17 protein-coding genes and 1 pseudogene are annotated in these 21145 nt (G+C 70.3%); 7 read left to right on the top strand and 11 right to left on the bottom strand.

The window, feature by feature from the left end:
- The first annotated feature begins 200 nt into the window (after window positions 1–200).
- The 3 genes from ACIBVL_RS22745 to ACIBVL_RS22735 all read left to right on the top strand — a co-directional run bounded on the left by ACIBVL_RS22745 (window position 201) and on the right by ACIBVL_RS22735 (window position 4139).
- Window positions 201–962: a DeoR/GlpR family DNA-binding transcription regulator gene (locus ACIBVL_RS22745; protein WP_399099088.1), complete on the top strand. Its 762-nt coding sequence runs from the start codon at window positions 201–203 to the stop codon at window positions 960–962.
- 11 nt (window positions 963–973) lie between these two features.
- Entirely contained in the window at window positions 974–1921 is a 948-nt protein-coding gene (pfkB, locus tag ACIBVL_RS22740; protein ID WP_399099504.1) for a 1-phosphofructokinase, read from the top strand.
- A 139-nt stretch (window positions 1922–2060) separates the two neighbouring features.
- A complete protein-coding gene (locus ACIBVL_RS22735; RefSeq protein ID WP_399099087.1) occupies window positions 2061–4139 on the top strand; it encodes a fructose-specific PTS transporter subunit EIIC in 2079 nt (692 codons plus the stop codon).
- Between the two features lie 161 nt (window positions 4140–4300).
- On the opposite strand, the gene ACIBVL_RS22730 is transcribed toward ACIBVL_RS22735, so the two are convergent.
- From ACIBVL_RS22730 to ACIBVL_RS22715, 4 genes and pseudogenes are all read right to left on the bottom strand, one after another.
- Window positions 4301–5047 (bottom strand): DUF6227 family protein, encoded by a 747-nt coding sequence (locus tag ACIBVL_RS22730; protein WP_399099086.1) that lies wholly within the window; start codon window positions 5045–5047, stop codon window positions 4301–4303.
- A 196-nt stretch (window positions 5048–5243) separates the two neighbouring features.
- Window positions 5244–6470: an Ig-like domain-containing protein gene (locus ACIBVL_RS22725; protein ID WP_399099502.1), complete on the bottom strand. Its 1227-nt coding sequence runs from the start codon at window positions 6468–6470 to the stop codon at window positions 5244–5246.
- A gap of 177 nt (window positions 6471–6647) precedes the next feature.
- Window positions 6648–7673: a P1 family peptidase gene (locus tag ACIBVL_RS22720; RefSeq protein WP_399099085.1), complete on the bottom strand. Its 1026-nt coding sequence runs from the start codon at window positions 7671–7673 to the stop codon at window positions 6648–6650.
- A 41-nt stretch (window positions 7674–7714) separates the two neighbouring features.
- Window positions 7715–8929 (bottom strand): annotated as a pseudogene (locus tag ACIBVL_RS22715) (low temperature requirement protein A).
- Window positions 8930–9030: 101 nt separating this feature from the next.
- Between ACIBVL_RS22715 and ACIBVL_RS22710 the strand changes: the two are divergent.
- Window positions 9031–9216 carry a hypothetical protein gene (locus ACIBVL_RS22710; protein WP_399099083.1) on the top strand — a complete coding sequence of 62 codons (186 nt, stop codon included), beginning with the start codon at window positions 9031–9033 and terminating at the stop codon, window positions 9214–9216.
- 109 nt (window positions 9217–9325) lie between these two features.
- On the opposite strand, the gene mscL is transcribed toward ACIBVL_RS22710, so the two are convergent.
- The 6 genes from mscL to ACIBVL_RS22680 form a co-directional block, all read right to left on the bottom strand.
- On the bottom strand, window positions 9326–9796 hold the full coding sequence (gene mscL / locus ACIBVL_RS22705; protein ID WP_399099081.1) for a large conductance mechanosensitive channel protein MscL: 471 nt from the start codon (window positions 9794–9796) through the stop codon (window positions 9326–9328).
- A 114-nt stretch (window positions 9797–9910) separates the two neighbouring features.
- Window positions 9911–10447 (bottom strand): RcpC/CpaB family pilus assembly protein, encoded by a 537-nt coding sequence (locus tag ACIBVL_RS22700; RefSeq protein ID WP_399099080.1) that lies wholly within the window; start codon window positions 10445–10447, stop codon window positions 9911–9913.
- A gap of 210 nt (window positions 10448–10657) precedes the next feature.
- On the bottom strand, window positions 10658–11506 hold the full coding sequence (locus tag ACIBVL_RS22695) for an S-methyl-5'-thioadenosine phosphorylase (protein ID WP_399099079.1): 849 nt from the start codon (window positions 11504–11506) through the stop codon (window positions 10658–10660).
- Between the two features lie 99 nt (window positions 11507–11605).
- Complete coding sequence (locus ACIBVL_RS22690; protein WP_399099078.1) at window positions 11606–11926, bottom strand: FmdB family zinc ribbon protein; 321 nt, start codon at window positions 11924–11926, stop codon at window positions 11606–11608.
- A gap of 67 nt (window positions 11927–11993) precedes the next feature.
- Complete coding sequence (locus ACIBVL_RS22685; protein ID WP_399099077.1) at window positions 11994–13256, bottom strand: MFS transporter; 1263 nt, start codon at window positions 13254–13256, stop codon at window positions 11994–11996.
- 272 nt (window positions 13257–13528) lie between these two features.
- Entirely contained in the window at window positions 13529–15079 is a 1551-nt protein-coding gene (locus tag ACIBVL_RS22680; protein ID WP_399099075.1) for a potassium/proton antiporter, read from the bottom strand.
- Window positions 15080–15292: 213 nt separating this feature from the next.
- On the opposite strand from ACIBVL_RS22680, the gene ACIBVL_RS22675 reads away from it, so the two are divergent.
- On the top strand, window positions 15293–18082 hold the full coding sequence (locus ACIBVL_RS22675) for a penicillin acylase family protein (RefSeq protein WP_399099074.1): 2790 nt from the start codon (window positions 15293–15295) through the stop codon (window positions 18080–18082).
- Window positions 18083–18155: 73 nt separating this feature from the next.
- On the opposite strand, the gene ACIBVL_RS22670 is transcribed toward ACIBVL_RS22675, so the two are convergent.
- Window positions 18156–18779, bottom strand: a complete 624-nt coding sequence (locus ACIBVL_RS22670; protein WP_399099073.1) for a 5-formyltetrahydrofolate cyclo-ligase — start codon at window positions 18777–18779, stop codon at window positions 18156–18158.
- An 84-nt stretch (window positions 18780–18863) separates the two neighbouring features.
- Here ACIBVL_RS22670 and galU point away from each other — a divergent pair, with 84 nt between their 5' ends.
- Both galU and glp read left to right on the top strand, forming a co-directional pair.
- Window positions 18864–19766 carry a UTP--glucose-1-phosphate uridylyltransferase GalU gene (galU, locus tag ACIBVL_RS22665; protein WP_399099072.1) on the top strand — a complete coding sequence of 301 codons (903 nt, stop codon included), beginning with the start codon at window positions 18864–18866 and terminating at the stop codon, window positions 19764–19766.
- 5 nt (window positions 19767–19771) lie between these two features.
- On the top strand, window positions 19772–21097 hold the full coding sequence (gene glp, locus ACIBVL_RS22660) for a gephyrin-like molybdotransferase Glp (protein WP_399099071.1): 1326 nt from the start codon (window positions 19772–19774) through the stop codon (window positions 21095–21097).
- Window positions 21098–21145: the final 48 nt, after the last annotated feature.

The raw sequence follows: 21145 nt of genomic DNA, 5'->3' as shown, positions 1-21145 counted from the left end.
GAGCATGCCGCAGAAGGAGGACGGGGCCTGGCCCAGAGCATCTCCTGGTGATCCGAAAGTGCTCCGAAGGCGATCCGGACGCTTGATCGAAAAGCCCGTTCATGTCCGAATCGGGCCCGAACCTGTTTACTTTCTGGAAATCCGGGCGTAGCCTCCCAGGCGAAACCACAAGTTCGGGCATGAGTCGGAGGCGAACGGACATGTACGCACCGGAGCGGCAGCAGGAGATCCTGCGGCTCGCCCGTGAGAGCGGCCGGGTGGACGTCCTGTCACTGGCCGAGGAGTTCCAGGTGACGGCGGAGACAATCCGCCGCGACCTGAAGGCCCTCGACCGCGCCGGCCTGGTGCGACGGGTCCACGGTGGTGCCATCCCGGCCGGACGCCTCGACTTCGAACCGGACCTCGCCGAACGCGAGGGCACCTCCACCGACGAGAAGGACCGCATCGCCAAGGCGGCCCTCACGGAACTGCCCTCCGAGGGCACGATGATCCTCGACGCCGGCACGACCGTCGCCCGCCTCGCGGCCGCCATCCCCCTGGAGGCCGAGCTCACCGTCGTCACGCACAGCCTGCCCATCGCGGCCCGCCTCGCGGACCACCCGGGCATGCAGCTCCATCTCGTCGGGGGGCGCGTACGGCACCGTACGCGCGCCGCCGTGGACGCCTGGGCGCTGCGCGCATACGGCGAGATCCGCGCCGACGTCCTCTTCGTCGCCGCCAACGGCTTCTCCGCCGAACACGGGCTCACCACCCCCGACCTCGCCGAGGCCGCGGTCAAGCGGGCGGCCCTCGCCGCGGCGCGCCGCGTGGTGCTGCTCGCCGACTCCTCCAAGCACGGCCAGGAGCACTTCGCCCGCTTCGGCGACCTGAGCGACGTGGACCTGCTGATCACCGACAGCGGGCTGAGCCCCGACGACGCGGCCGCCATCGAGCGCGACGGCACGGAAGTGGTACGAGCATGAGCAGCACAGGTGTGATCCTCACCGTCACCCCCAACCCGTCCCTGGACCGCACGTACGAGGTCCCGTCCCTCGACCGCGGCGAGGTCATCCGCGCCACCGGCGAGCGGATGGACCCGGGTGGCAAGGGCGTGAACGTCTCGCGCGCCGTCGCGGCCGCCGGACGGCGCACGGTCGCGGTCCTGCCCCTGGGCGGTGCGCCGGGCGCGCTCGTCGCCGACCTGCTCGACGCCCAGGGCATCGAGGTCGCGCCGGTCCCGGTCGCCGGAGCCACCCGCTCCAACATCGCGCTCGCGGAGTCCGACGGCGTCCTCACCAAGATCAACGCACCGGGGCCCGAGCTGTCCGCCGCCGAACAGGAACTGCTCCTGGAGACGGTGCGCGAACAGTCCCGCGACGCCGACTGGATCGCCTGCTGCGGCAGCCTGCCCCGAGGCCTCGCGCCGTCCTGGTACGCGGAGGTCGTCGCGCGGGCGCACGCCGGGGGCGCGCGGATCGCCCTGGACACCTCGGGGCCCGCGCTCCTCGAAGCGCTGCGCGAGCGGCCCGACGTGGTGAAGCCGAACGCCGAGGAGCTCGCGGAAGCCGTCGGGCGCCCCCTGGCGACGGTCGGCGACGCGGTGAAGGCCGCCGAGGAACTGCGCGCGATGGGCGCCCGCGCCGTACTCGCCAGCCTGGGCGCCGACGGGCAACTCCTCGTGGAGGAGGCGGGCACCTGGTTCGCGAGCGCCCGCGTCGACGTCGTACGCAGCAATGTCGGAGCCGGCGACTCCTCGCTCGCCGGCTTCCTGATCGCCGGCGGCAGCGGTCCGGCGGCACTCGCCTCCGCCGTCGCGCACGGCGCGGCGGCCGTCCAGCTGCCCGGCAGCGTCATGCCGACCCCGGGCGACCTGGACCCGGCGGCGGTGACGGTCACGGCAGAGGTGCCGGTGGACCGCGAACTGAAGGAGCCGGTGTCATGACGACCCTCCTGTTACTCGCCGCCCCGGCCGGGCAACCGAGCGATACCGGCCGCCCCGCCCTCCCCTTCCCCCACCTCACCCCCGTCCCCACCCCCGCCCACCCCACGCCCCGGGCGATACGCGTGCGAAGGAGCCCGCGATGAGCGACATGATCACCGCGGACCTGGTCGATCTCGACCTGTCCGCCGATACCAAGGAAACCGCGGCGCGGTCCCTCGCCGCACGCATGGTGGCCCTGGGCCGGGTGACCGACCTGGAGGGCTTCCTCGCCGACGTGGCCGCCCGCGAGGCCCAAATGCCCACCGGCCTCGACGGCGGCATCGGCATCCCGCACTGCCGCAGCGAGCACGTCACCGAGCCGACCCTCGCCTTCGGACGCAGCGCCGCCGGCATCGACTTCGGCGCCGCGGACGGCCCCGCCGACCTGATCTTCCTCATCGCCGCCCCCGCCGGCGCCGACGACGCCCACCTCACGATCCTGTCGTCCCTGGCCCGCCAGCTGATGAACACCGAGTTCACCGACGCGCTGCGGGCGGCCGGCGACCCGGCGGCCGCGGCCGCGCTGATCCGCGGTGACGAGCCTCCGGCCGCCACGGCCGCTCCGGCCGAGGGCACCGCCGCCGTCACCTCCGAGGACTCCGTGGCGGCGTCGGCGGCGGCCTCCGCCGACGCCGCCACGGCCACCACCCCCGACACCGACGCCGCGGACGACCGCCCCTTCCGGATCGTCGCCGTCACCTCCTGCCCGACCGGCATCGCCCACACCTACATGGCGGCCGAGTCCCTGGAGAACGCGGGCCGCGAGGCAGGCGTCGAGCTGGTCGTCGAGACCCAGGGGTCGGCCGGCTTCACACGGCTCGACCCGGCCGTCATCGCCGCCGCGGACGCCGTGATCTTCGCCCACGACGTCCCCGTACGCGAGAAGGACCGCTTCACCGGCAAGCCGACCGTCGACGTCGGCGTGAAGGCGGGCATCAGCCGCCCCGCCGAACTGATCACCCAGGTGCGGGACAAGGCGGCGCGCGGAGAGATCTCCGGGGCGCCGGCCGGGTCCGGGTCCACTCCGGTGGAGCGCGCGGGCGACCCCGGCGACAGCTACGGCACCAAGCTGCGCAAGTGGCTGATGACCGGCGTCAGCTACATGGTCCCGTTCGTCGCGGCGGGCGGCCTGCTGATCGCCCTCGGCTTCGCGATCGGCGGCTACCAGATCAACGGCGCCAAGCCGGTCACCGAGCACTTCGTCTGGGGCCAGGTCGACAGCTGGGGCGCCCTGCTGTTCCAGATCGGCGCGGTCGCCTTCGGCTTCCTGATCCCCGTCCTCGCCGGTTACATCGCCTTCGGCATGGCGGACCGGCCCGGCCTCGTGCCCGGCTTCGTCGGCGGCATGATCTCCGTCAACATCGGCGCCGGGTTCCTCGGCGGCCTGGTCGCGGGTCTGCTGGCCGGTGGCGTCGTCCTCGCCATCCAGCGGGTCAAGATACCGCCGGTGCTGCGCGGCATCATGCCGGTGGTCGTGATCCCCCTGATCTCGTCGATCGTCGTCGGCTTCCTGATGTTCATCGTGATCGGCAAGCCGATCGCCGAGGCCCAGAAGGCCATGACGGACTGGCTCAACGGCCTCTCCGGCACCAATGCCATCCTGCTCGGCATCCTGCTCGGCCTGATGATGTGCTTCGACCTGGGCGGCCCGGTCAACAAGGTCGCCTACGCCTTCGCCACGGCCGGCATCGCCGTGCAGAACCCGAGCGACTCCGCGATGCAGGTGATGGCCGCCGTGATGGCCGCCGGCATGGTGCCCCCGCTCGGCATGGCCCTCGCGACCACCGTCCGCAAGAAGCTGTTCACCCCGGCCGAGCGCGAGAACGGCAAGGCCGCCTGGATCCTCGGCGCCTCCTTCATCTCCGAGGGCGCGATCCCGTTCGCCGCGGCCGACCCGCTGCGCGTCATCCCCGCCTCCATGGCGGGCGGTGCGGTCACCGGCGCCCTGACCATGGCTTTCGGCTCTACCCTGCGCGCCCCGCACGGCGGCATCTGGGTCACCTTCCTCATCGGCAAGCCGTTCCTGTACCTGCTGGCCATCGCCATCGGTACGGCCGTGACGACGGGCCTGGTGATCGTCCTCAAGGGCCTGCGCAAGCCGGTCGAGGGCACCACGGCCACGTCGGCGGAGGACGCGGCCACCCCGGCGGCCGCGGCGAAGCAGCCGGTCGCGGCGTAACCCAACAGCAGGAGAACGGCCCGAGCGGCCGGCCGCAGCCCCACGGGACGGGGCAGCGGCCGGCCGCTCGGTCTCTCTCGGAAGAGCCACGCTCAGGGGCAGGCGTTCGCAGGGAACCGGTTTCTCAGGCGGGCCCCAGGTGCCCGCGGGCGGCCGCCTTCTCAGCCGACCCGCGCCGCCCGCCGCTCCATCGCCTCCCGCGCCTCCTCCTCCGACGGATACACCTCGCACATGTGCCGCCCGTCCGGCGTCGCCGTGTGCTCTACCTCCCACAGGGAGATCTCCTGACCGTCGCGGAGCAGGAACGCGTGCTCGTACAACGAGAAGCCCAACCCGATACGGCCCGCCCGGCAGGGGCGCCCGAAGGCCTGGGTGATCTGATGCGCGAACGCCGACCTCAGCAGCTCGGCGGTGTCCGCACCGGGCCGGTCGGTGTTCTCCGCCCGGCGCAGCAGCCGACGCGCATGGTCCGCCGAGTCGTCCGGAACGTACACATGCCGGGGCGCGGAGACCGGCGCCAACGGCACCAGCACCGGAAGCTCGAAGTCCGGCTCGTCCGGCGGCAACGGCAGCCGGCCCGTGGCGGTACGCAACTCCTCCTCGTCGACATACACCTCGTGCTGCGGATCGCTGCCCGGCGCGGTGTTGTGCACCAGCTCCCACAGGGTCAGCGCACACCCGTCGGCCAACAGCCAGGTGTGCCGGTACGTCTCACGGTGCAGCCCCGCGCTGTGGTGCGCGGAGTGCAGCGAGCTGTCGTGCGCCAGCGCGCAGTCGAGCCGCCGAAGGACGTCGTCCGGCAGCTCGAACGAGTTCAGGGCACGGCCGAGGAGCCGCGCGAGATGCTCCTCCGGAGACTCGGGCGACTCGGCTGGTTCGTACGCTGCCGTCTCGTACGGAACGCTCAAGGTTTCTCCCGGCGTTGCTGCATGTCACCTTGTGGGTGCATACCGTAGCCCCTCAGTCGGACATCATGTCCTGGAACCGAGAAAACCTACGCCGGGGAAAACGCGCGGGCCGTGCGAAAAGTTCCCGCACAGCCCGACGAATCGTCAGAAGCTGCCGGTGAGAGGCCGATTGCCCCGCAACCCGGCATCCTTCACGTCACACGGCGCTCCCGGCCGTCCACTCGGCCCACGACATGTTCCACCCGTTGAGCCCGTTGTCCGGGGCCACCGTCTTGTCCGGGGAATTCTTGACGATCACGACGTCCCCGATCAGCGAGTTGTCGTAGAACCACTTGGCAGGCGTGTCGCCCTGCGCCCCCTGCACATCCGCGAGCCCCACGCAGCCGTGGCTGGTGCCCTCCCGGCCGAACGGCGGATTGCCCTTGTTGTACCAGTAGTTTCCGTGGATGAACGTACCGGACGTCGTCAGACGCATCGCGTGCGGCACGTCCGGGATGTCGTACTCCCCGCCCAGGCCGACCGTCTGGCTGTTCATCCGTGTCTGTGTGAACTTCTCCGAGATCACCATCTGGCCGTTGTACGTGGTGTGCTGCGGGCTGCCCGACGAGATCGGCACCGTCTTCAGGGTCTGCCCGTCCCGCACCACCGTCATGGTCTCCGTGTTCACGTCGACCGTGGACACCTGCGAACGCCCGATGGTGAAGGTCACCGTCTTCTTCTGCACCCCGTACACGCCGTTCGTGCCCTCGACCCCGTCCAGGTCGATCTTCATCGTGACCTTGGAGCCGGCCTTCCAGTACTCCTCCGGCCGGAAGTCGAGCCGCTGCGCCCCGAACCAGTGCCCCACCACCTGCTGACCACTGCTGGACGTGACCGTGATGTGCGACTGCACGGCCTTCTTGTCACTGATGACCTTGTCGAACGTGAACGACACCGGCATCCCGACGCCCACCGTCGTCCCGTCGTCCGGCGTGTACGTCCCGATGAAGCTGTTCGCCGAGGTGACCGTGGTGAAGATGGAGTTGGCGGCGGCCACCTTGCCGTTTGCGTCCTTGGCGGTCGCCGATATCTCGTACTTCGTCCCGCGCTCCAGCTGCTCCTTCGGCTTCCAACTGCTGCCGTCGGCCGACAGCGATCCCTCGACCACCTGCCCCGACCCGGCCACCGTCATCCTCACCTCGGTCAGCCGGCCGTCGCTCACCTTCACGCCGGTCGTGTTGATCGACGCGCCCGTCGAACCGTCCTTCGCCGAGATGGCGATCTCCGCGGCGGACGTCTTGGCGCCGGCCGCCTTGCCCCCCTTGGCGTCGTCGTCACCCTTGGCGTTGGCGCTTCCCCCGCAGGCGGTCAGCGTCAGGGCGCCGACCACCAGGGCGGCACAGGCTCCCAGTACACGCCGCGCTGCTATGTCCGCCGTTGTCACGGTCTGCTCCAGCTTCATGTGATGTGCGAGATCCGCTTCAGTACGTGAAGAAGGAGGACACCGGCGGCCGTTGAGGTTCCGTCCCTGCGCAATGAACACCATCGCGTGACACAACCAGGACAATCGCCCCCGCCCCCTGGGGAGGGCCCAGGACCCAGGGCCCTCCCTCCCCGGCCCTCAGCCCCCGTACAGCTCCCCGTACGACGGCCACACCCCGCCCGCCCCCTCCGTCGACTCGGCGGCGCGTACGGCTCGGACGATCGCGCGGGTCACGACGTCCGCGCCCGCGGCGAGGATGTCGTTCAGCGCCAGCGGGTGTGCCGGGTCGAGAGGGCGGGCGCCCGTCGCCAACGCGAACACCGTGTCCCCGTCGTGGAGGAGGTGCACCGGACGCACCGCCCGGGCGATTCCGTCGTGCGCCGTGCCCGCCAGCTTCTGCGCCTGCGCCTTCGTCAGGTCCGCGTCGGTGGCGACGACCGCGAGCGTCGTGTTCAGCGGGGGAGGAGCGCTCTGCGCGGCGCTCTCGGCGAGACGTCGGCGCGCGGCCCCATGCACCCGCGCCTCCGGATACTCGACGCGCCCCTGGAACAGCTCCCCGTACAACACCCCCGTCCCCGGATCCAGCACCGAACCCGCAGCGTTGGCCACCACCAGCGCGGCAACCGTGATCCCCGAGTCGAGGAGGACGCTCGCGCTGCCGACGCCGCCCTTCATCGGCCCGACCGCCGCACCCGTCCCAGCCCCCACACACCCCTGCGGCACCCGTGTCCCCGGCGCGCTCGCCGCGGCCGCCTCGACCGCGGCCCGGCCGAGAGCCGCGTCCGGGCGGGCCCGGAAGTCACCGCCCCGCCCGAGATCGAAGACACATGCGGCAGGCACCACCGGCACCACATGCGCCGGGTCCGGACCGACGGGCACCCCGCGCCCCTGCTCCTCCAACCAGGCCATCACCCCGGACGCCGCGTCCAGCCCGTAGGCGCTGCCGCCGGTCAGCACGACCGCGTCGACCCGCTGCACCACGTTGCGCGGATCCAGGGCGTCGGTCTCCTTGGTGCCGGGACCTCCGCCGCGAACGTCCACGGCGGCCACGGCACCACCCTCCGGTGCTAGTACGACGGTGGTACCGGTGAGCCACCCGTCGCCGGTGCGGGTGGCATGGCCCACCCGCACGCCGGCGACGTCCGTCAGAGCGTCAACTGTCATGGCAGCCAGTCTTGCCCAGCCCGCGACAGGGTATGGCGATGTCAGACGGCCTGGCTCGAAGCCCGCGCCGCGGTCTCTCGCGCCCCCATGCGCGCCGTCAGCGTCACCCCCGTCGCCACCGCCAGTGCCGCCACCAGGCCGGTCGCGAGGACCGCCCAGTTGCCGAGGAAGGTGCAGCAGATCACCAGCAGCGCGGTGACCGGCAGTACCAACTGCTGGGCCGGCCCCACCTTGAAGTGGCGGGCGTGCAGCGCCCAGACGGTGAACAGGTACAACGCCGTGGGCAGGGTCACCGCCGCCGACGCGACGAGCGTCGGCAGATGGGCCTTGCCGACCGCCTGTTCCACCGCCACCTCCAGACCTGCACCGATCGGGGCGGCCGAGGCGAAGACGAAGTAGTGGCCGTAACCCCACAGGAAAGCCCGCTTGTTGGAGCGCAGATGGCCGTGAACGGGCACCACGAAGTAGATCCACCACGCGGCGAAGACGATCAGCAGCCCGCCCACCGCGATCGGCAGCAAATCGCCGAGCGCGTTGTCCTCGTCGAGGGCGGTCTTCACGGCGACCGTGGCCGCCGCGATCGTCTCGCCCAGCACGATGATCGTGAACAGGCCGTAGCGCTCCGCGATGTGGTGCGGATGCCACGATGTCGGATGGGCCTTCTCCGCGAAGGGCGGCACACACATCTCGATCAGCGCCATCACCAGGAACAGCCAGGGCCTGCCGCCCTCCGGCAGCACCAGCAGCCCCACCCAGCCGACCTGACAGACCAGCACCCCGCCGGTGTACCGCAGCGCCATCGTCCGCTCCGCGCCCTCGGCCGACCACGCGACGCGCAGCCACTGCGAGCTCAACGCGCACCTCATGATCGCGTAGCCCGACCAGACGGCCACGTACTCGTGATCCTCGAACGCCCGCGAGACGCCCGCCGCCAGCACCAGGACCCCGGCGATCTGCACCAGCGTGACGACCCGGTACAGGACGTCGTCGTTGTTGTACGCCGAGGCGAATCACGTGAAATTCATCCACGCCCACCAGATGGCGAAGAACACCATCGCGTAGTTCAGGATGCCCTCGCCCGCATGGGACTCGGCCACCGCGTGCACCAGCTGGATGCCCGCCTGGGCGATGGCCACGACGAAGCACAGGTCGAAGAACAGCTCGAGCGGGGAGGCGACCCGGTGTGTCTCGCTGCGCCCGCGCGCGGTGATGCGGCGCAGCGGTCTCGCGCGATCGGGAGTGGTACTGGACGTCATGGGGCACAGCACAGCAGAAGGGCGCCGGAAAAGCTTGCGGAGGAGCGCACGATCGGAGGCGGGGCCGGGGCCCGGGAGGAACAGAGCCGTACCCTGGAGGCATGAGCACCCCCGCCGCCCCCGAACCGCGCGAGCCGAAGGCCGCCGCGCTGGTCTTCGACGACCCGCTGGACCAGCAGTCCTCGGACGACACGGACCGAGGCTGGGGCGAGCGTCCGGCCGCATCCGGCGACAGTGCGGCCGACCTCAGGCGCTTCCTGGACGAGAAGCCCCCCCACCACCTCTGAACCGCCGACGAGACACGGCCCCACGACCTCTGAACCGCCGACGAGACACGGCCCCACGACCTCTGAACGACCGACGAGACACGGCCCCACCACGGCGGAAGAGTGGCGGCTACCGCTGGCTGTGGCCCGAGTTCTGCTGGGCGACCAGCGCGTCGCGGATCTCCTTGAGCACCTCCAGCTCGGTCACCTCGATTACCTCCTGTGTGCCCTCCCGCGCCTTCCTGCGGGCCTCCATCCGGGCCAGGTACTTCGACATGGGCAGGACCATCAGGAAGTAGACCACCGCCGCCGTGATCACGAAGGTGAGGGTCGCGCCGAGGACGGAACCCCACAGGATCCGGACGCCCGTCGCACTGTCCCCGGTACCGGTGCAGGGACCCTTGATGCAGGAGCTGTAGCTGTCGAGGTTCTTCGTGCCGATCGTCCCGACGAGCGGGTTGATGATCCCCTTCACCACCGAGGTGACGATGTTCGTGAAGGCGGCGCCGATGACCACCGCTACCGCCAGATCCACGACGTTCCCGCGCATCAGGAAGGTCTTGAAGCCCTGCCAGATGCTCGGTTCCTTCTTCTCGCTCACCTCGGGGACTCTCCTCACATGAACTGGTTGTGGAACAAACAGCTCCGCAACCTACGTCAATGTGAGCCGGACGGGTCCCCTTCCGTAGCTTCAACGAGGGACTTGACTGGTTCTTCACCACACCGTCACCGCCAAGCTGGCCGTCGCGCTCGCGCCGGCCAGGCGGGCCGCGGTGGAGCGCGGCACCTGCAGCACGACCAGCGCTCCACCGTCACCGGCGCCGACACCGGCTTCTTCGGCAACTGGGTCCAGCGGTTCCGGCACCTGCGTCACCAGCGCTCCACGGGCGACCACATGTGCCTCTCCGCCGGTGGCCGTCTGCTCGGCGGCGACGACGGCGATGACGTCGACCCGGTCACCGGGCCGCAGCAGGCGAACGGTGGCCGCGTCGGCGATGCGCACCGGGGCGGCAACCTTCTTGCCGGTGTGACCCCCGCCGACGGGGGCGCCCGCCGAGGGCTGTGCCTGGGCGTGTGCGCCTCCACCACGATTCGCGCGCGCCGGAGGCGGATACGCGCCGTGCGGTCCCGCCGCCACGAGCGCGACAGCGGTGACGGCGAGGCCGAGCGCGAGGGCCCGCCTCCGGTTACGTACGAGCCGGCCCAGCTGGTACCGCCCGCACCGGACGCGCACGGGAGCGAACTCGGGCACCGAGCACGGGGGAGGGACGGGAGGAGAGGGAGGGCGAAGGGACAACGGGATCACCACCTGCGACGAGGAGTCGGTTTGCGAAGTCACGATGACCCTTCGCGCCGCCGCTCGCCGTAGCCGGTGGACTGTCCACGGGTTGTGGACAACTCCGTCACCCGAACGAGGAGTTCCGTCCGGCAGTACCGCCCCTCACGTACCGGAATGCGCCGGTTACGGCAGCTCGAATCCCGGATCCATCCCGCCCAGCGCATGCATGCACGTGCAGTCCCGTTCCTGCGTCGTCGGCAGCGCGGCCACCGCGTCGAACAGCACGCGCCGCAGCCGGTCCACGTTCGCGGCGAAGACCGTCAGCACCTCCTCGTGCGAGACACCCTCACCGGACTCGGCGCCCGCGTCCAGGTCTGTGACCAGGGTCAGCGTCGTGTAACAGAGTTCCAGTTCACGGGCGAGCGCCGCCTCGGGGTGGCCCGTCATGCCCACGACCGACCAGCCCTGCGCCTGGTGCCACAACGATTCGGCGCGGGTCGAGAACCGTGGCCCCTCCACCACCACCAGCGTCCCGCCGTCCACCGGCTCCCAATCCCGTCCCCGCGCCGCCTTGAGCGCGGCCGCGCGCCCGGTGGGACAGTAGGGGTCGGCCAGTGACACATGCACCACGTTGGGCACGCTGCCGTCGGGCAGCGGCAGCCCGTCGAAATACGTGCCCACCCTCGACTTGGTCCGGTCCACCAGCTGATCCGGCACGAGCAGGGTGCCCGGACCGTACTCGGGGCGCAGGCCACCCACGGCGCACGGCCCCAGGATCTGGCGCGCCCCCACAGAGCGCAGGGCCCACAGATTGGCCCGGTAGTTGATCCGGTGCGGCGGCAAATGGTGCCCGCGTCCGTGCCGGGGCAGGAAGGCGACTCGCCGGCCGGCGATCTCGCCGAGGAAGAGGGAGTCGCTGGGCGATCCGTAGGGGGTGTCCACCTGGATCTCGGTGACGTCGTCGAGGAACGAATAGAAGCCCGAGCCGCCGATGACGCCGATCTCTGCCGCGCCGCTGTCTGCCTTCGCCATGACCAGCACAGTAGCCGGAATCGAACACGACCTGTTCTCGGCCCCGGAAAACACCGAGGACCCCGTCGTCGTACGACGACAGGGTCCGGGGAGGAAGCCTCAGGCGGCAGTGCCCGCCGAGGTTCCGGAGCTCGACGACTTCGAGTCCGAGGAGGACGACGAAGAAGACGAGGAGGACGAGGACGAGGAGTCCGAGGAAGAGGTCGACGGCTTCGACGACGCCGGCGAGCTGCTCGACGAGGAGCCGCGGCTGTCGTTGCGGTAGAAGCCGGAGCCCTTGAAGACGATGCCTACGGCGGAGAACACCTTCTTGAGGCGGCCACCGCAGTTGGGGCACTCGGTCAGGGCATCGTCGGTGAACTTCTGCACCGCCTCGAGGCCCTCGCCGCACTCGGTGCACTGGTACTGGTAGGTCGGCACTGTCTTCCTCCTGGCACTCTCACTCAATGAGTGCTAACGACGGTCCAGTGTGACGCATTCCTGAGGATCAGTCCACTGTCACCGGCACGCGGTGACCGACGCCACGTGCGACGGTGCGGCCCTGCGGCCGCGCCACCAGCCGCGAACGCAACGCCAGCAGGGTGGCCAAGGCAAGCACCGTGCCGACCATCGGCACCAGGAAACCGGCGCCGCCCCAGAAGCGGTCCTCCAACTGGCCGGCGACCGTGACGGCCGCCGCCTGTCCGAGCGCGACGGCGCCCGTCAGCCAGGTGAACGCCTCGGTGCGCGCCCCGGCCGGGACCAGGCCCTCGACCAGCGTGTAGCCGGTGATCAGCGCGGGCGCGATGCACATGCCGACCAGGAGGCCGAGGCCCGCCAGCACGGGCACCGAGTGCGCGGCCCACAGGCCGGAGGCCGTCAGCGCGAGTGCGCCGTAGCCGACGACGAGACGGTGCCGCGGGGTGGCTTTCCAGGCGATCGCGCCGCAGACCAGGCCGGAGAGCATGTTGCCGGCGGCAAAGGTCCCGTACAGGACGCCGTTCAGGCCGGGCTCGCCGATCGACTCGCTGAAAGCGGCGAGGGAGACCTGCATGCCGCCGAAGACGGAGCCGATCCCCAGGAAGGTCACGATCAGCACGCGCACGCCGGGGATGCGCAGGGCGGAAGCGTGCTCCACGCGCGCGTGCCCGGCGACGGCGGTCTTCGGCTGGGTGCTCTTCTGCGCGGCGAACAGCAGACCGCCGAGCAGGGTCAGGGAGGCCTCGGTCACCAGGCCGGCGGCCGGGTGCACGGCGGTGCACAGGGCGGTCGCCAGCAGCGGGCCGACGACGAAGGTCAGCTCGTCCGTGACGGACTCGAAGGCCGCCGCGGTGGTCAACAGGGGCGAGCCCTTGAGCGTCACGCCCCAGCGGGCCCGCACCATGGGCCCTATCTGCGGCACCGAGCCGCCTGTGGGCACGGCCGCCGCGAACAGCGCCCACAGGGGCGCGCCGGCCAGGGCCAGCGCCGTGAGGGCCAGGCCCGACACCGTGTGCAAGAGGACGCCGGGGATCAGTACCGCGCGCTGCCCGTAGCGGTCGGCCAGGCGGCCGCTGTAGGGCGCGAACAGGGCCATGGAGACACCGGTGACCGCCGCCACGGCGCCTGCCGCGCCGTAGGAGCCGGTCGTGTGCTGCACGAGCAGCACGATGGAGAGGGTGAGCATCGCGAACGGCTGGCGCGCCGCGAAGCCGGGGAGGAGGAACGTCCAGGCGCCGCGGGTGCGCAGCAGGTGCCCGTATCCCGGACGGGAGGTGACCGTGGATGCCACGGCCCGTGCCTTTCTGCCGCCTGGTAGCGCGACCCCACTGTGCGGGCGAGGGGCGCCGAGAGCTGTCCTCTTGCGCTACTGCGGTAGATACCGGGTCACTGAGAGGCGTCCCGGCCGCCATACGGTCGCGCCAGCTCTGCGTCAGGCAGAGTTGGTTCGATCAAGGTGCACCTTCATCGTACAGGGGGTGCCGACGGTGTGCCTGTGAAAGTGGGCACTCTGGGCTGGGATGCCTCTGATCCCATGGGGTGTGAACGGTGTGAAACGCGTATTTAACGCGCGCCGCTTCGGCCCGGGTCGCCCGTGCCCAGCCAGCCGGCCAGCTTGCCGCCGTGTCCGACGGCGCGCAGCCGCTTCTCGGCCGCGTCCCGGACGGGGTCGGTGGCGACGACGAGGAGTTCGTCGCCGTGCCGCAGGACGGTCGACGGCAAGGGGACAAACGATTTTCCGTCGCGGACGACGAGGGTCACGGCGGCCCCGGCCGGCAGCCGCAGCTCGTTGACCTCGACGCCGTGCATCTTCGAGCCCTCAGGGATGGCGACGGACAGCAGATGCCCGCGCAGCCGCTCCAGGGGTGCCGACTCGACGCCGAGGTCGGCGGCCTCGGAGTCCTCGCCCAGGCGCAGCTTGTGGGCCAGCCACGGCAGCGTCGGCCCCTGGATCAGCGTGTAGACGACGACCAGGACGAAGACGATGTTGAAGATGCGGCGGCTGCCCTCGACGCCGCTCACCATGGGGATCGTCGCCAGGATGATGGGGACGGCGCCGCGCAGTCCCGCCCAGGACATCAGCGTCTGCTCCTGCCAGGGCACCCGGAAGGGCGTCAGGCACAGCACCACGCTCAGCGGGCGCGCCACCATGGTCAGCACCAGGCCGATGACAAGGGCGGGCCACACGTCGTCGCCCAACTCGTGCGGGGTGACCAGGAGGCCGAGCAGGACGAACATGCCGATCTGGGCGATCCAGCCGAGCCCGTCGGCGAACCCGCGCGTGGCGGGCCAGTGCGGCAGCTTCGCGTTGCCCATGACCATCGAGGCGAGGTACACGCCCAGGAAGCCGCTGCCGTGCGCGAGCGCGCCCGCCGCGTAGGCCGTGACCGCGATGGCCATGACGGCGATCGGGTAGAGGCCGGAGGCGGGCAGCGCGACGTGCCGGAGGCCCCAGGAGCCGAGCCAGCCCACGGCGAGGCCGATGGCCGCGCCGATGGCCAGCTCGAGGGCTATCTCGCCCAGCAGCATGTACCAGTGCTCGACCGGGCCCGCTTGGGAGAAGGCGACCACCAGGATGACCACCGGGGCGTCGTTGAAGCCTGACTCGGCCTCCAGCGTGCCGGTCACGCGCGCGGGGAGCGGGATCTTGCGCAGCACGGAGAAGACCGCCGCCGCGTCCGTCGAGGACACCACCGCGCCGATGATGAGCGCCTGCCGCCAGTCCAGCCCTGTCAGGTAGTGCGCGCCGGCGGCGGTGACGCCGACGCTCACGGCGACGCCGCCCAGTGCGAGCGCGGAAGCAGCCGGAAGCGCTGGCTTGATCTCCTTCCACTTCGTGCCGAGGCCGCCCTCGGCGAGGATCACGACCAGGGCCGCATACCCGATGACCTGGGTCATCTCGGCGTTGTTGAAGTGGATGTTCCCGATGCCGTCCTGGCCCATGAGGACGCCGATGCCCAGGTAAACGAGCAGGCTGGGGAGTCCGCTGCGCGAGGAGATCCGGACCGCTGCGACGGCGACGAGCAGGACGAGCGAGCAGACGAACAAGAGCTGGTTGAGGTGGTGGACAGTCAGCGGCAGTTCCCTTCCCTGGCGCGCACGACTCGCGCGCACACGTACATGGGACACGAGGCTGCGCGCCTCGAACCCAACTACTTCGTTACCTTACCTAACTCTTGACGATTTCTTGACGCTCGACGAGGCAAGATCGAACGTCCTTCCGTGCTGGTTCCCTACTCCGCGTCAAGTGGCGCGAGGCCCTGCGCCTATGGTTGCTCCAGCACTCCAGGACCGCCTGCCGCTCGCGTTAGGACAGCAAGGACAGCGATGCCCCCCAACACCACCGCCACAACGGGTGACAAGCCCGGCAAGTCCGGCAGGAAGAAGGGGCGCAAAGCCCGTCTGATCGTGCTCGTACTGGTGCTGGCCGTCATCGGTGGCCTCGCCTTCGGCGGCTACTGGTCCATCAGCACCGTCCGGGCCTCCTTCCCGCAGACCAAGGGTTCGATCTCCCTCGAAGGCCTGTCCGGACCCGTGGACGTGAAGCGGGACAGCTATGGCATCCCGCAGATCTACGCGTCCTCCGACGAGGACCTGTTCATGGCACAGGGCTACGTCCAGGCACAGGACCGCTTCTACGAGATGGACGTGCGCCGGCACATGACCTCCGGCCGCCTGTCGGAGATGTTCGGCAAGAGCCAGATCGACAACGACGAGTTCCTGCGCACCCTGGGCTGGGACCGCGTCGCCAAGGAGGAGTACGACGACAAGCTGTCGGACTCCACCAAGAAGTACCTCCAGGCGTACGCCAAGGGAGTCAACGCCTACCTGAAGGGCAAGGACGGCGAGGACATCTCCCTGGAGTACGCGGCGCTGGGCTTCAGCAACGACTACAAGCCGGCCGAGTGGACCCCCGTCGACTCGATCTCCTGGCTGAAGGCGATGGCCTGGGACCTGCGCGGCAACATGCAGGACGAGATCGACCGCGCCCTGATGACGAGCCGCCTCGGCCCGCAGCAGATCGCCGACCTGTACCCGGAGTACCCGTACACGGTCGACGGTGAGTCGAACACCATCGTCCAGGAGGGCGAGTACAACGAGCTCACCAAGGCGTTCGAGCAGAGCGACAGCGCGAGCGGCTCCGGTGACACGTCCACGAGCGGCACGAGCGGCACGACGAGCGGCTCCGGCACTTCTGGGGACACCACGGGCCTGCAGGGCCAGCTGGAGGGCCTCTACGACGTCCTGGACAGCCTCCCCACCGCCGTCGGTGTGAACGGCAACGGCATCGGCTCCAATTCCTGGGTCGTCTCCGGGAAGTACACGATCACCAAAAAGCCGCTGCTGGCCAACGACCCGCACCTGTCGGCCTCGCTGCCGTCCGTCTGGTACCAGATGGGCCTGCACTGCCGCACCGTCTCCAGCAAGTGCCAGTACGACGTCACCGGCTACACCTTCGCGGGCATGCCCGGTGTGGTCATCGGCCACAACCAGGACATCGCCTGGGGCATGACCAACTCCGGCGCCGACGTCACCGACCTCTACCTGGAGAAGCTCTCCGGCGACGGTTACCTCTACGACGGCAAGGTGAAGCCCTTCACCACGCGCACGGAGACCATCAAGGTCGCCGACGGGTCCTCGAAGAAGATCGTCGTCCGGGAGACCCAGGACAAGATGCCCCTGCTGTCCGACCGCAGCAAGGAACTCGTCAAGGTCGGCCAGAAGGCCACCGTCGACAACGCGGCCCCCGACCGCGGCGACGGCTACGGCGTCGCCCTGAAGTGGACCGCACTGGACCCCGGCACCACCATGGACGCCGTCTTCGCCATGGACAAGGCGAAGGACTGGAACGACTTCCGCGACGCGGCCAAGCAGTTCGACGTGCCCTCGCAGAACCTGATCTACGCCGACACCGACGGCAACATCGGCTACCAGCTGCCCGGCAGGATCCCCACGCGCGCGAAGGGCGACGACGGCTCGGTCCCGGTCGCCGGCTGGGACTCCAAGAACAAGTGGACCGGCGACATCGCCTTCGATGAGCTGCCCTACGAGTACAACCCGGAGCGCGGCTTCATCGTCACCGCCAACCAGGCCGTCGTCGACCAGGACAAGTACCCCTATACGCTCACCACGGACTGGGGCTACGGCACCCGCAGCCAGCGCATCACCGACCTGATCGAGCAGAAGATCAAGGGCGGCGGCAAGATCTCCACCGACGACATGCGCCAGATGCAGATGGACAACAGCAGCGAGATCGCCAAGGAGCTCGTCCCCACGCTGCTGAAGATCAACATCGACGATCCGGACGTCCGCGAAGCCCAGGACCTGCTGCAGAACTGGGAGTACACCCAGGACGCCGACTCGGCAGCGGCCGCCTACTTCAACGCCGTCTGGCGCAACATCCTCAAGCTCGCCTTCGGCAACAAGCTGCCCAAGGAGCTGCGCGTCGAGGGGCAGTGCCTGTGGGTCGACCCGGCCAACTCCACCAGTCCCGTCGACGACACCGGCAAGACCCGCGAGTGCGGCCAGCGCGACGCCGACCAGGCGCAGCCGGACGGCGGCGACCGCTGGTTCCAGGTCGTGCGCAACCTCATGGACAAGCCGGACAGCGACTGGTGGACGACGCCCAGGTCGGCGAGCGGCCGCGACGGTGCCGTCCACAACCGCGACGACCTCTTCAAGCGCGCCATGATCGACGCCCGCTGGGAGCTGACCGCGAAGCTCGGCAAGGACATCGACACCTGGAGCTGGGGCCGGCTGCACCGCCTGTTCCTGAAGAACCAGACGCTGGGCACCAGCGGCCCCGATTTCCTGCAGTACATCCTCAACCGCGGCCCGTGGCGGCTCGGCGGCGGCGAGGCGGCGGTCGACGCGACCGGCTGGAACGCGGCCGGCGGCTACGGCGTCGTATGGGTGCCGTCGATGCGCATGGTGGTCAACCTCGACGACCTCGACAAGTCGAAGTGGATCAACCTCACCGGCGCCTCGGGACACGCCTTCAGCGCCCACTACACCGACCAGACCGGCAAGTGGGTCAAGGGTGAACTGCTCGACTGGTCCTTCTCCGAGAAGGCGGTCGACAAGAGCACCAGCGACACCCTCGTGCTCAAGCCGTGAGCACCGGAAAGGGGCCCTCCACGCGCGCGTGGAGGGCCCCTTTCCGGTGGGTCTCACCAGCCTATGTGGGGGCTCAGGGGAAGCGCCGCACCCCCGAGGGCGTCACCACGGCCCGCACCGGCAGATCGTGCGCCTCCGCGGGGACCCGCTCGACGACCTCGGTGTCGTACAGGAGGACCACCAGCGACGGCCGTACGCCGGCGCGCTCCAGGCGGGCCAGCACACGGTCATAGGACCCTCCGCCGCGCCCCAGGCGCATCCCGCGCGCGTCGACCGCGAGCCCCGGCAGCAGCACCACGTCGGCGCCGGTCACGGCGTCCGGGCCGAGCCGCTCGCCGACGGGCTCCAGCAGCTCCATCCTCCCGCCGTGCCGCACCGGGGCCAGGGAGCCCGCACCGGCGTAGGCGGCCCAGTCCAGATCGTTGTCCGGCAACAGGGCGGGGAGCAGGACACGCACGCCCCGGGCGCGCAGTGCGTCGAGCAGCGCGAGGGTGCCGGGCTCGGTACCCACGGAAACATATGCCGCCACCGTGCGCGCGTGCGCCAACTCGGGCAGTTCCAGGGCGTTCCCGGCCAGAGCGGCGGCCGCCGTCCGCACGTCGTCCGCCGTCAACCTGTTCCTCACGTCGAGGAACCCTCGCCGCAACATATGTTTGTCAGAGTCCGGTCTGCCGTTGCCGTGGCTCAGGTGTCGCATCCGCACAGCTCCAATACGCTCAAATGAACACTTATTAACCGGAGCTACAGATTCCTCTCAAAGCCACCGGATAAGGTTGCGGCCATGACTCAGTCTCACCCCAGGATCAGCAAGGCTGTCATCCCCGCAGCCGGCCTCGGCACCCGGTTCCTCCCGGCGACCAAGGCCACTCCCAAGGAGATGCTGCCGGTCGTGGACAAGCCCGCGATCCAGTACGTGGTCGAGGAGGCCGTTTCCGCCGGCCTCGACGACGTCCTCATGGTCACCGGCCGCAACAAGCGACCTCTCGAGGACCACTTCGACCGCAACTACGAACTCGAGTCGGCGCTGCAGAAGAAGGGCGACGCCAGTCGGCTCGCCAAGGTGCAGGAGTCCAGTGACCTCGCCACCATGCACTACGTCCGCCAGGGCGACCCCAAGGGCCTCGGTCACGCCGTCCTGTGCGCGGCCCCGCACGTCGGGCACGAGCCGTTCGCCGTCCTGCTGGGCGACGACCTCATCGACCCGCGCGACCCGCTGCTCCGGCGGATGATCGAGGTGCAGGAGCTCTACGGCGGCAGTGTCGTCGCCCTCATGGAGGTCGCGCCCGAGCAGATCAACCTCTACGGCTGCGCGGCCGTCGAGACCACCCCCGACAGCGACGTGGTCAAGGTCTCCGGCCTGGTGGAGAAGCCGGAGCCGGCGGACGCCCCCTCGAACTACGCGATCATCGGCCGCTACGTGCTCGACCCCAGCGTCTTCGACGTACTGCGCCAGACCGAACCGGGCCGCGGCGGCGAGATCCAGCTCACCGACGCCCTCCAGCAGCTCGCCCAGGACGAGAAGGCCGGCGGCCCGGTGCACGGCGTCGTCTTCAAGGGCCGCCGTTATGACACCGGCGACCGAGGCGACTATCTGCGTGCCATTGTCAGACTGGCGTGCGAACGTGAAGATCTGGGTCCGGACTTCCGGTCCTGGCTTCGCAGTTACGTCACCGAGGAGATGTAGCCACTTTGAGCACCGCCGCGCCCCGCCCCACCGGCCAGGACCGTCTCTGGTCGGTGGACGAGCACCTGGAGGACATCCTCGCCACCGTCCGACCCCTGGAACCCATCGAGCTGCAACTGCCCGACGCCCAGGGGTGCGTCCTGGTCGACGACGTCACGGTGCCGGTCTCCCTGCCGCCGTTCGACAACAGCTCCATGGACGGGTACGCGGTACGGGTCGCGGATGTCGCGGGCGCGAGCGAGGAGTTCCCGGCGGCCCTGGAGGTCGTCGGGGACGTCGCCGCCGGGCAGGCCGCCGACCTGCTGTACGTGGGGCCGGGGCAGACAGCCCGGATCATGACCGGCGCCCCGCTGCCCAACGGCGCGGAGGCCGTCGTCCCCGTGGAGTGGACCGACGGGGGCCTCGGTGAGGGCCCCGTCAGCGCGATGCGCGCCCGCAGCCTCGCCCCCGAGCAGGCGACGGGGCACGTACGCGTGTACCGCCCCGCCGGGGCACGCGCGCACGTGCGCGCGAAGGGCAGCGACGTGAAGGCCGGCGACCGCGCCCTCGAGGCCGGCACCGTCCTGGGACCGCCGCAGATCGCGCTGCTCGCCGCGATCGGCCGCGGCACGGTCCGGGTGCACCCGCGCCCGCGCGTGGTCGTGATGTCCACCGGCAGTGAACTCGTCCAGCCCGGCGAGGAGCTGAGCGCCGGCCAGATCTACGACTCCAACAGCTTCGCCCTCACCGCGGCCGCCCGCGACGCCGGCGCCATCGCCTACCGGGTCGGCGCGGTCACCGACGACGCCGAGACCCTCCGCTCCACCATCGAGGACCAACTCGTCCGCGCCGACCTCCTCGTCACCACCGGCGGCGTGAGCGTCGGGGCGTACGACGTCGTCAAGGAGGCGCTGTCGTACGTAGGCGACGAGGACGAGGCGGGCAGCGGCATCGACTTCCGCAAGCTCGCCATGCAGCCCGGCAAGCCCCAGGGCTTCGGCTCCATCGGCCCCGACCACATCCCCCTGCTGGCCCTGCCCGGCAATCCCGTGTCGTCCTACGTCTCCTTCGAGCTGTTCGTCCGCCCCGCCATCCGCACCCTCATGGGTCTCAAAAACGTCCACCGGCCCACCACGCGCGCGCGGTTGACCGCCGACAAGGCGCTCACCTCCCCGAAGGGGCGCAGACAGTTCCTGCGCGCCACCCACTCCGACGGCACCGTGCGGCCCGTGGGCGGCGCCGGCTCCCACCTGGTGGCGGCCCTCGCGCACGCCGACGCGCTGATCGTCGTCCCCGAGGACGTGGAGTCCGTCGAGCCGGGCACCGACGTCGAGGTAGTCCTGCTCGGCTGAGCACTCCTGGTTGGGGGTACCGTGTCGCGCACAACAGGCCCGACAGGG

Source organism: Streptomyces sp. NPDC049687 (assembly GCF_044465285.1).
GTDB lineage: Bacteria > Actinomycetota > Actinomycetes > Streptomycetales > Streptomycetaceae > Streptomyces.
Note: the sequence above shows the minus strand (reverse complement) of the source record. Positions and strands in the feature narration are given on the sequence as shown.

Bases quoted from the DNA above. Each gene is read 5' to 3' on its own strand.
- ACIBVL_RS22675 (WP_399099074.1), top strand. From the start codon at position 15,293: ATGCCCCCCAACACCACCGCCACAACGGGTGACAAGCCCGGCAAGTCC.
- ACIBVL_RS22695 (WP_399099079.1), bottom strand. From the start codon at position 11,506: ATGGCGAAGGCAGACAGCGGCGCGGCAGAGATCGGCGTCATCGGCGGC.
- ACIBVL_RS22710 (WP_399099083.1), top strand. From the start codon at position 9,031: ATGAGCACCCCCGCCGCCCCCGAACCGCGCGAGCCGAAGGCCGCCGCG.
- galU (WP_399099072.1), top strand. From the start codon at position 18,864: ATGACTCAGTCTCACCCCAGGATCAGCAAGGCTGTCATCCCCGCAGCC.
- ACIBVL_RS22670 (WP_399099073.1), bottom strand. From the start codon at position 18,779: ATGCGACACCTGAGCCACGGCAACGGCAGACCGGACTCTGACAAACAT.
- ACIBVL_RS22735 (WP_399099087.1), top strand. From the start codon at position 2,061: ATGAGCGACATGATCACCGCGGACCTGGTCGATCTCGACCTGTCCGCC.
- ACIBVL_RS22720 (WP_399099085.1), bottom strand. From the start codon at position 7,673: ATGACAGTTGACGCTCTGACGGACGTCGCCGGCGTGCGGGTGGGCCAT.
- ACIBVL_RS22745 (WP_399099088.1), top strand. From the start codon at position 201: ATGTACGCACCGGAGCGGCAGCAGGAGATCCTGCGGCTCGCCCGTGAG.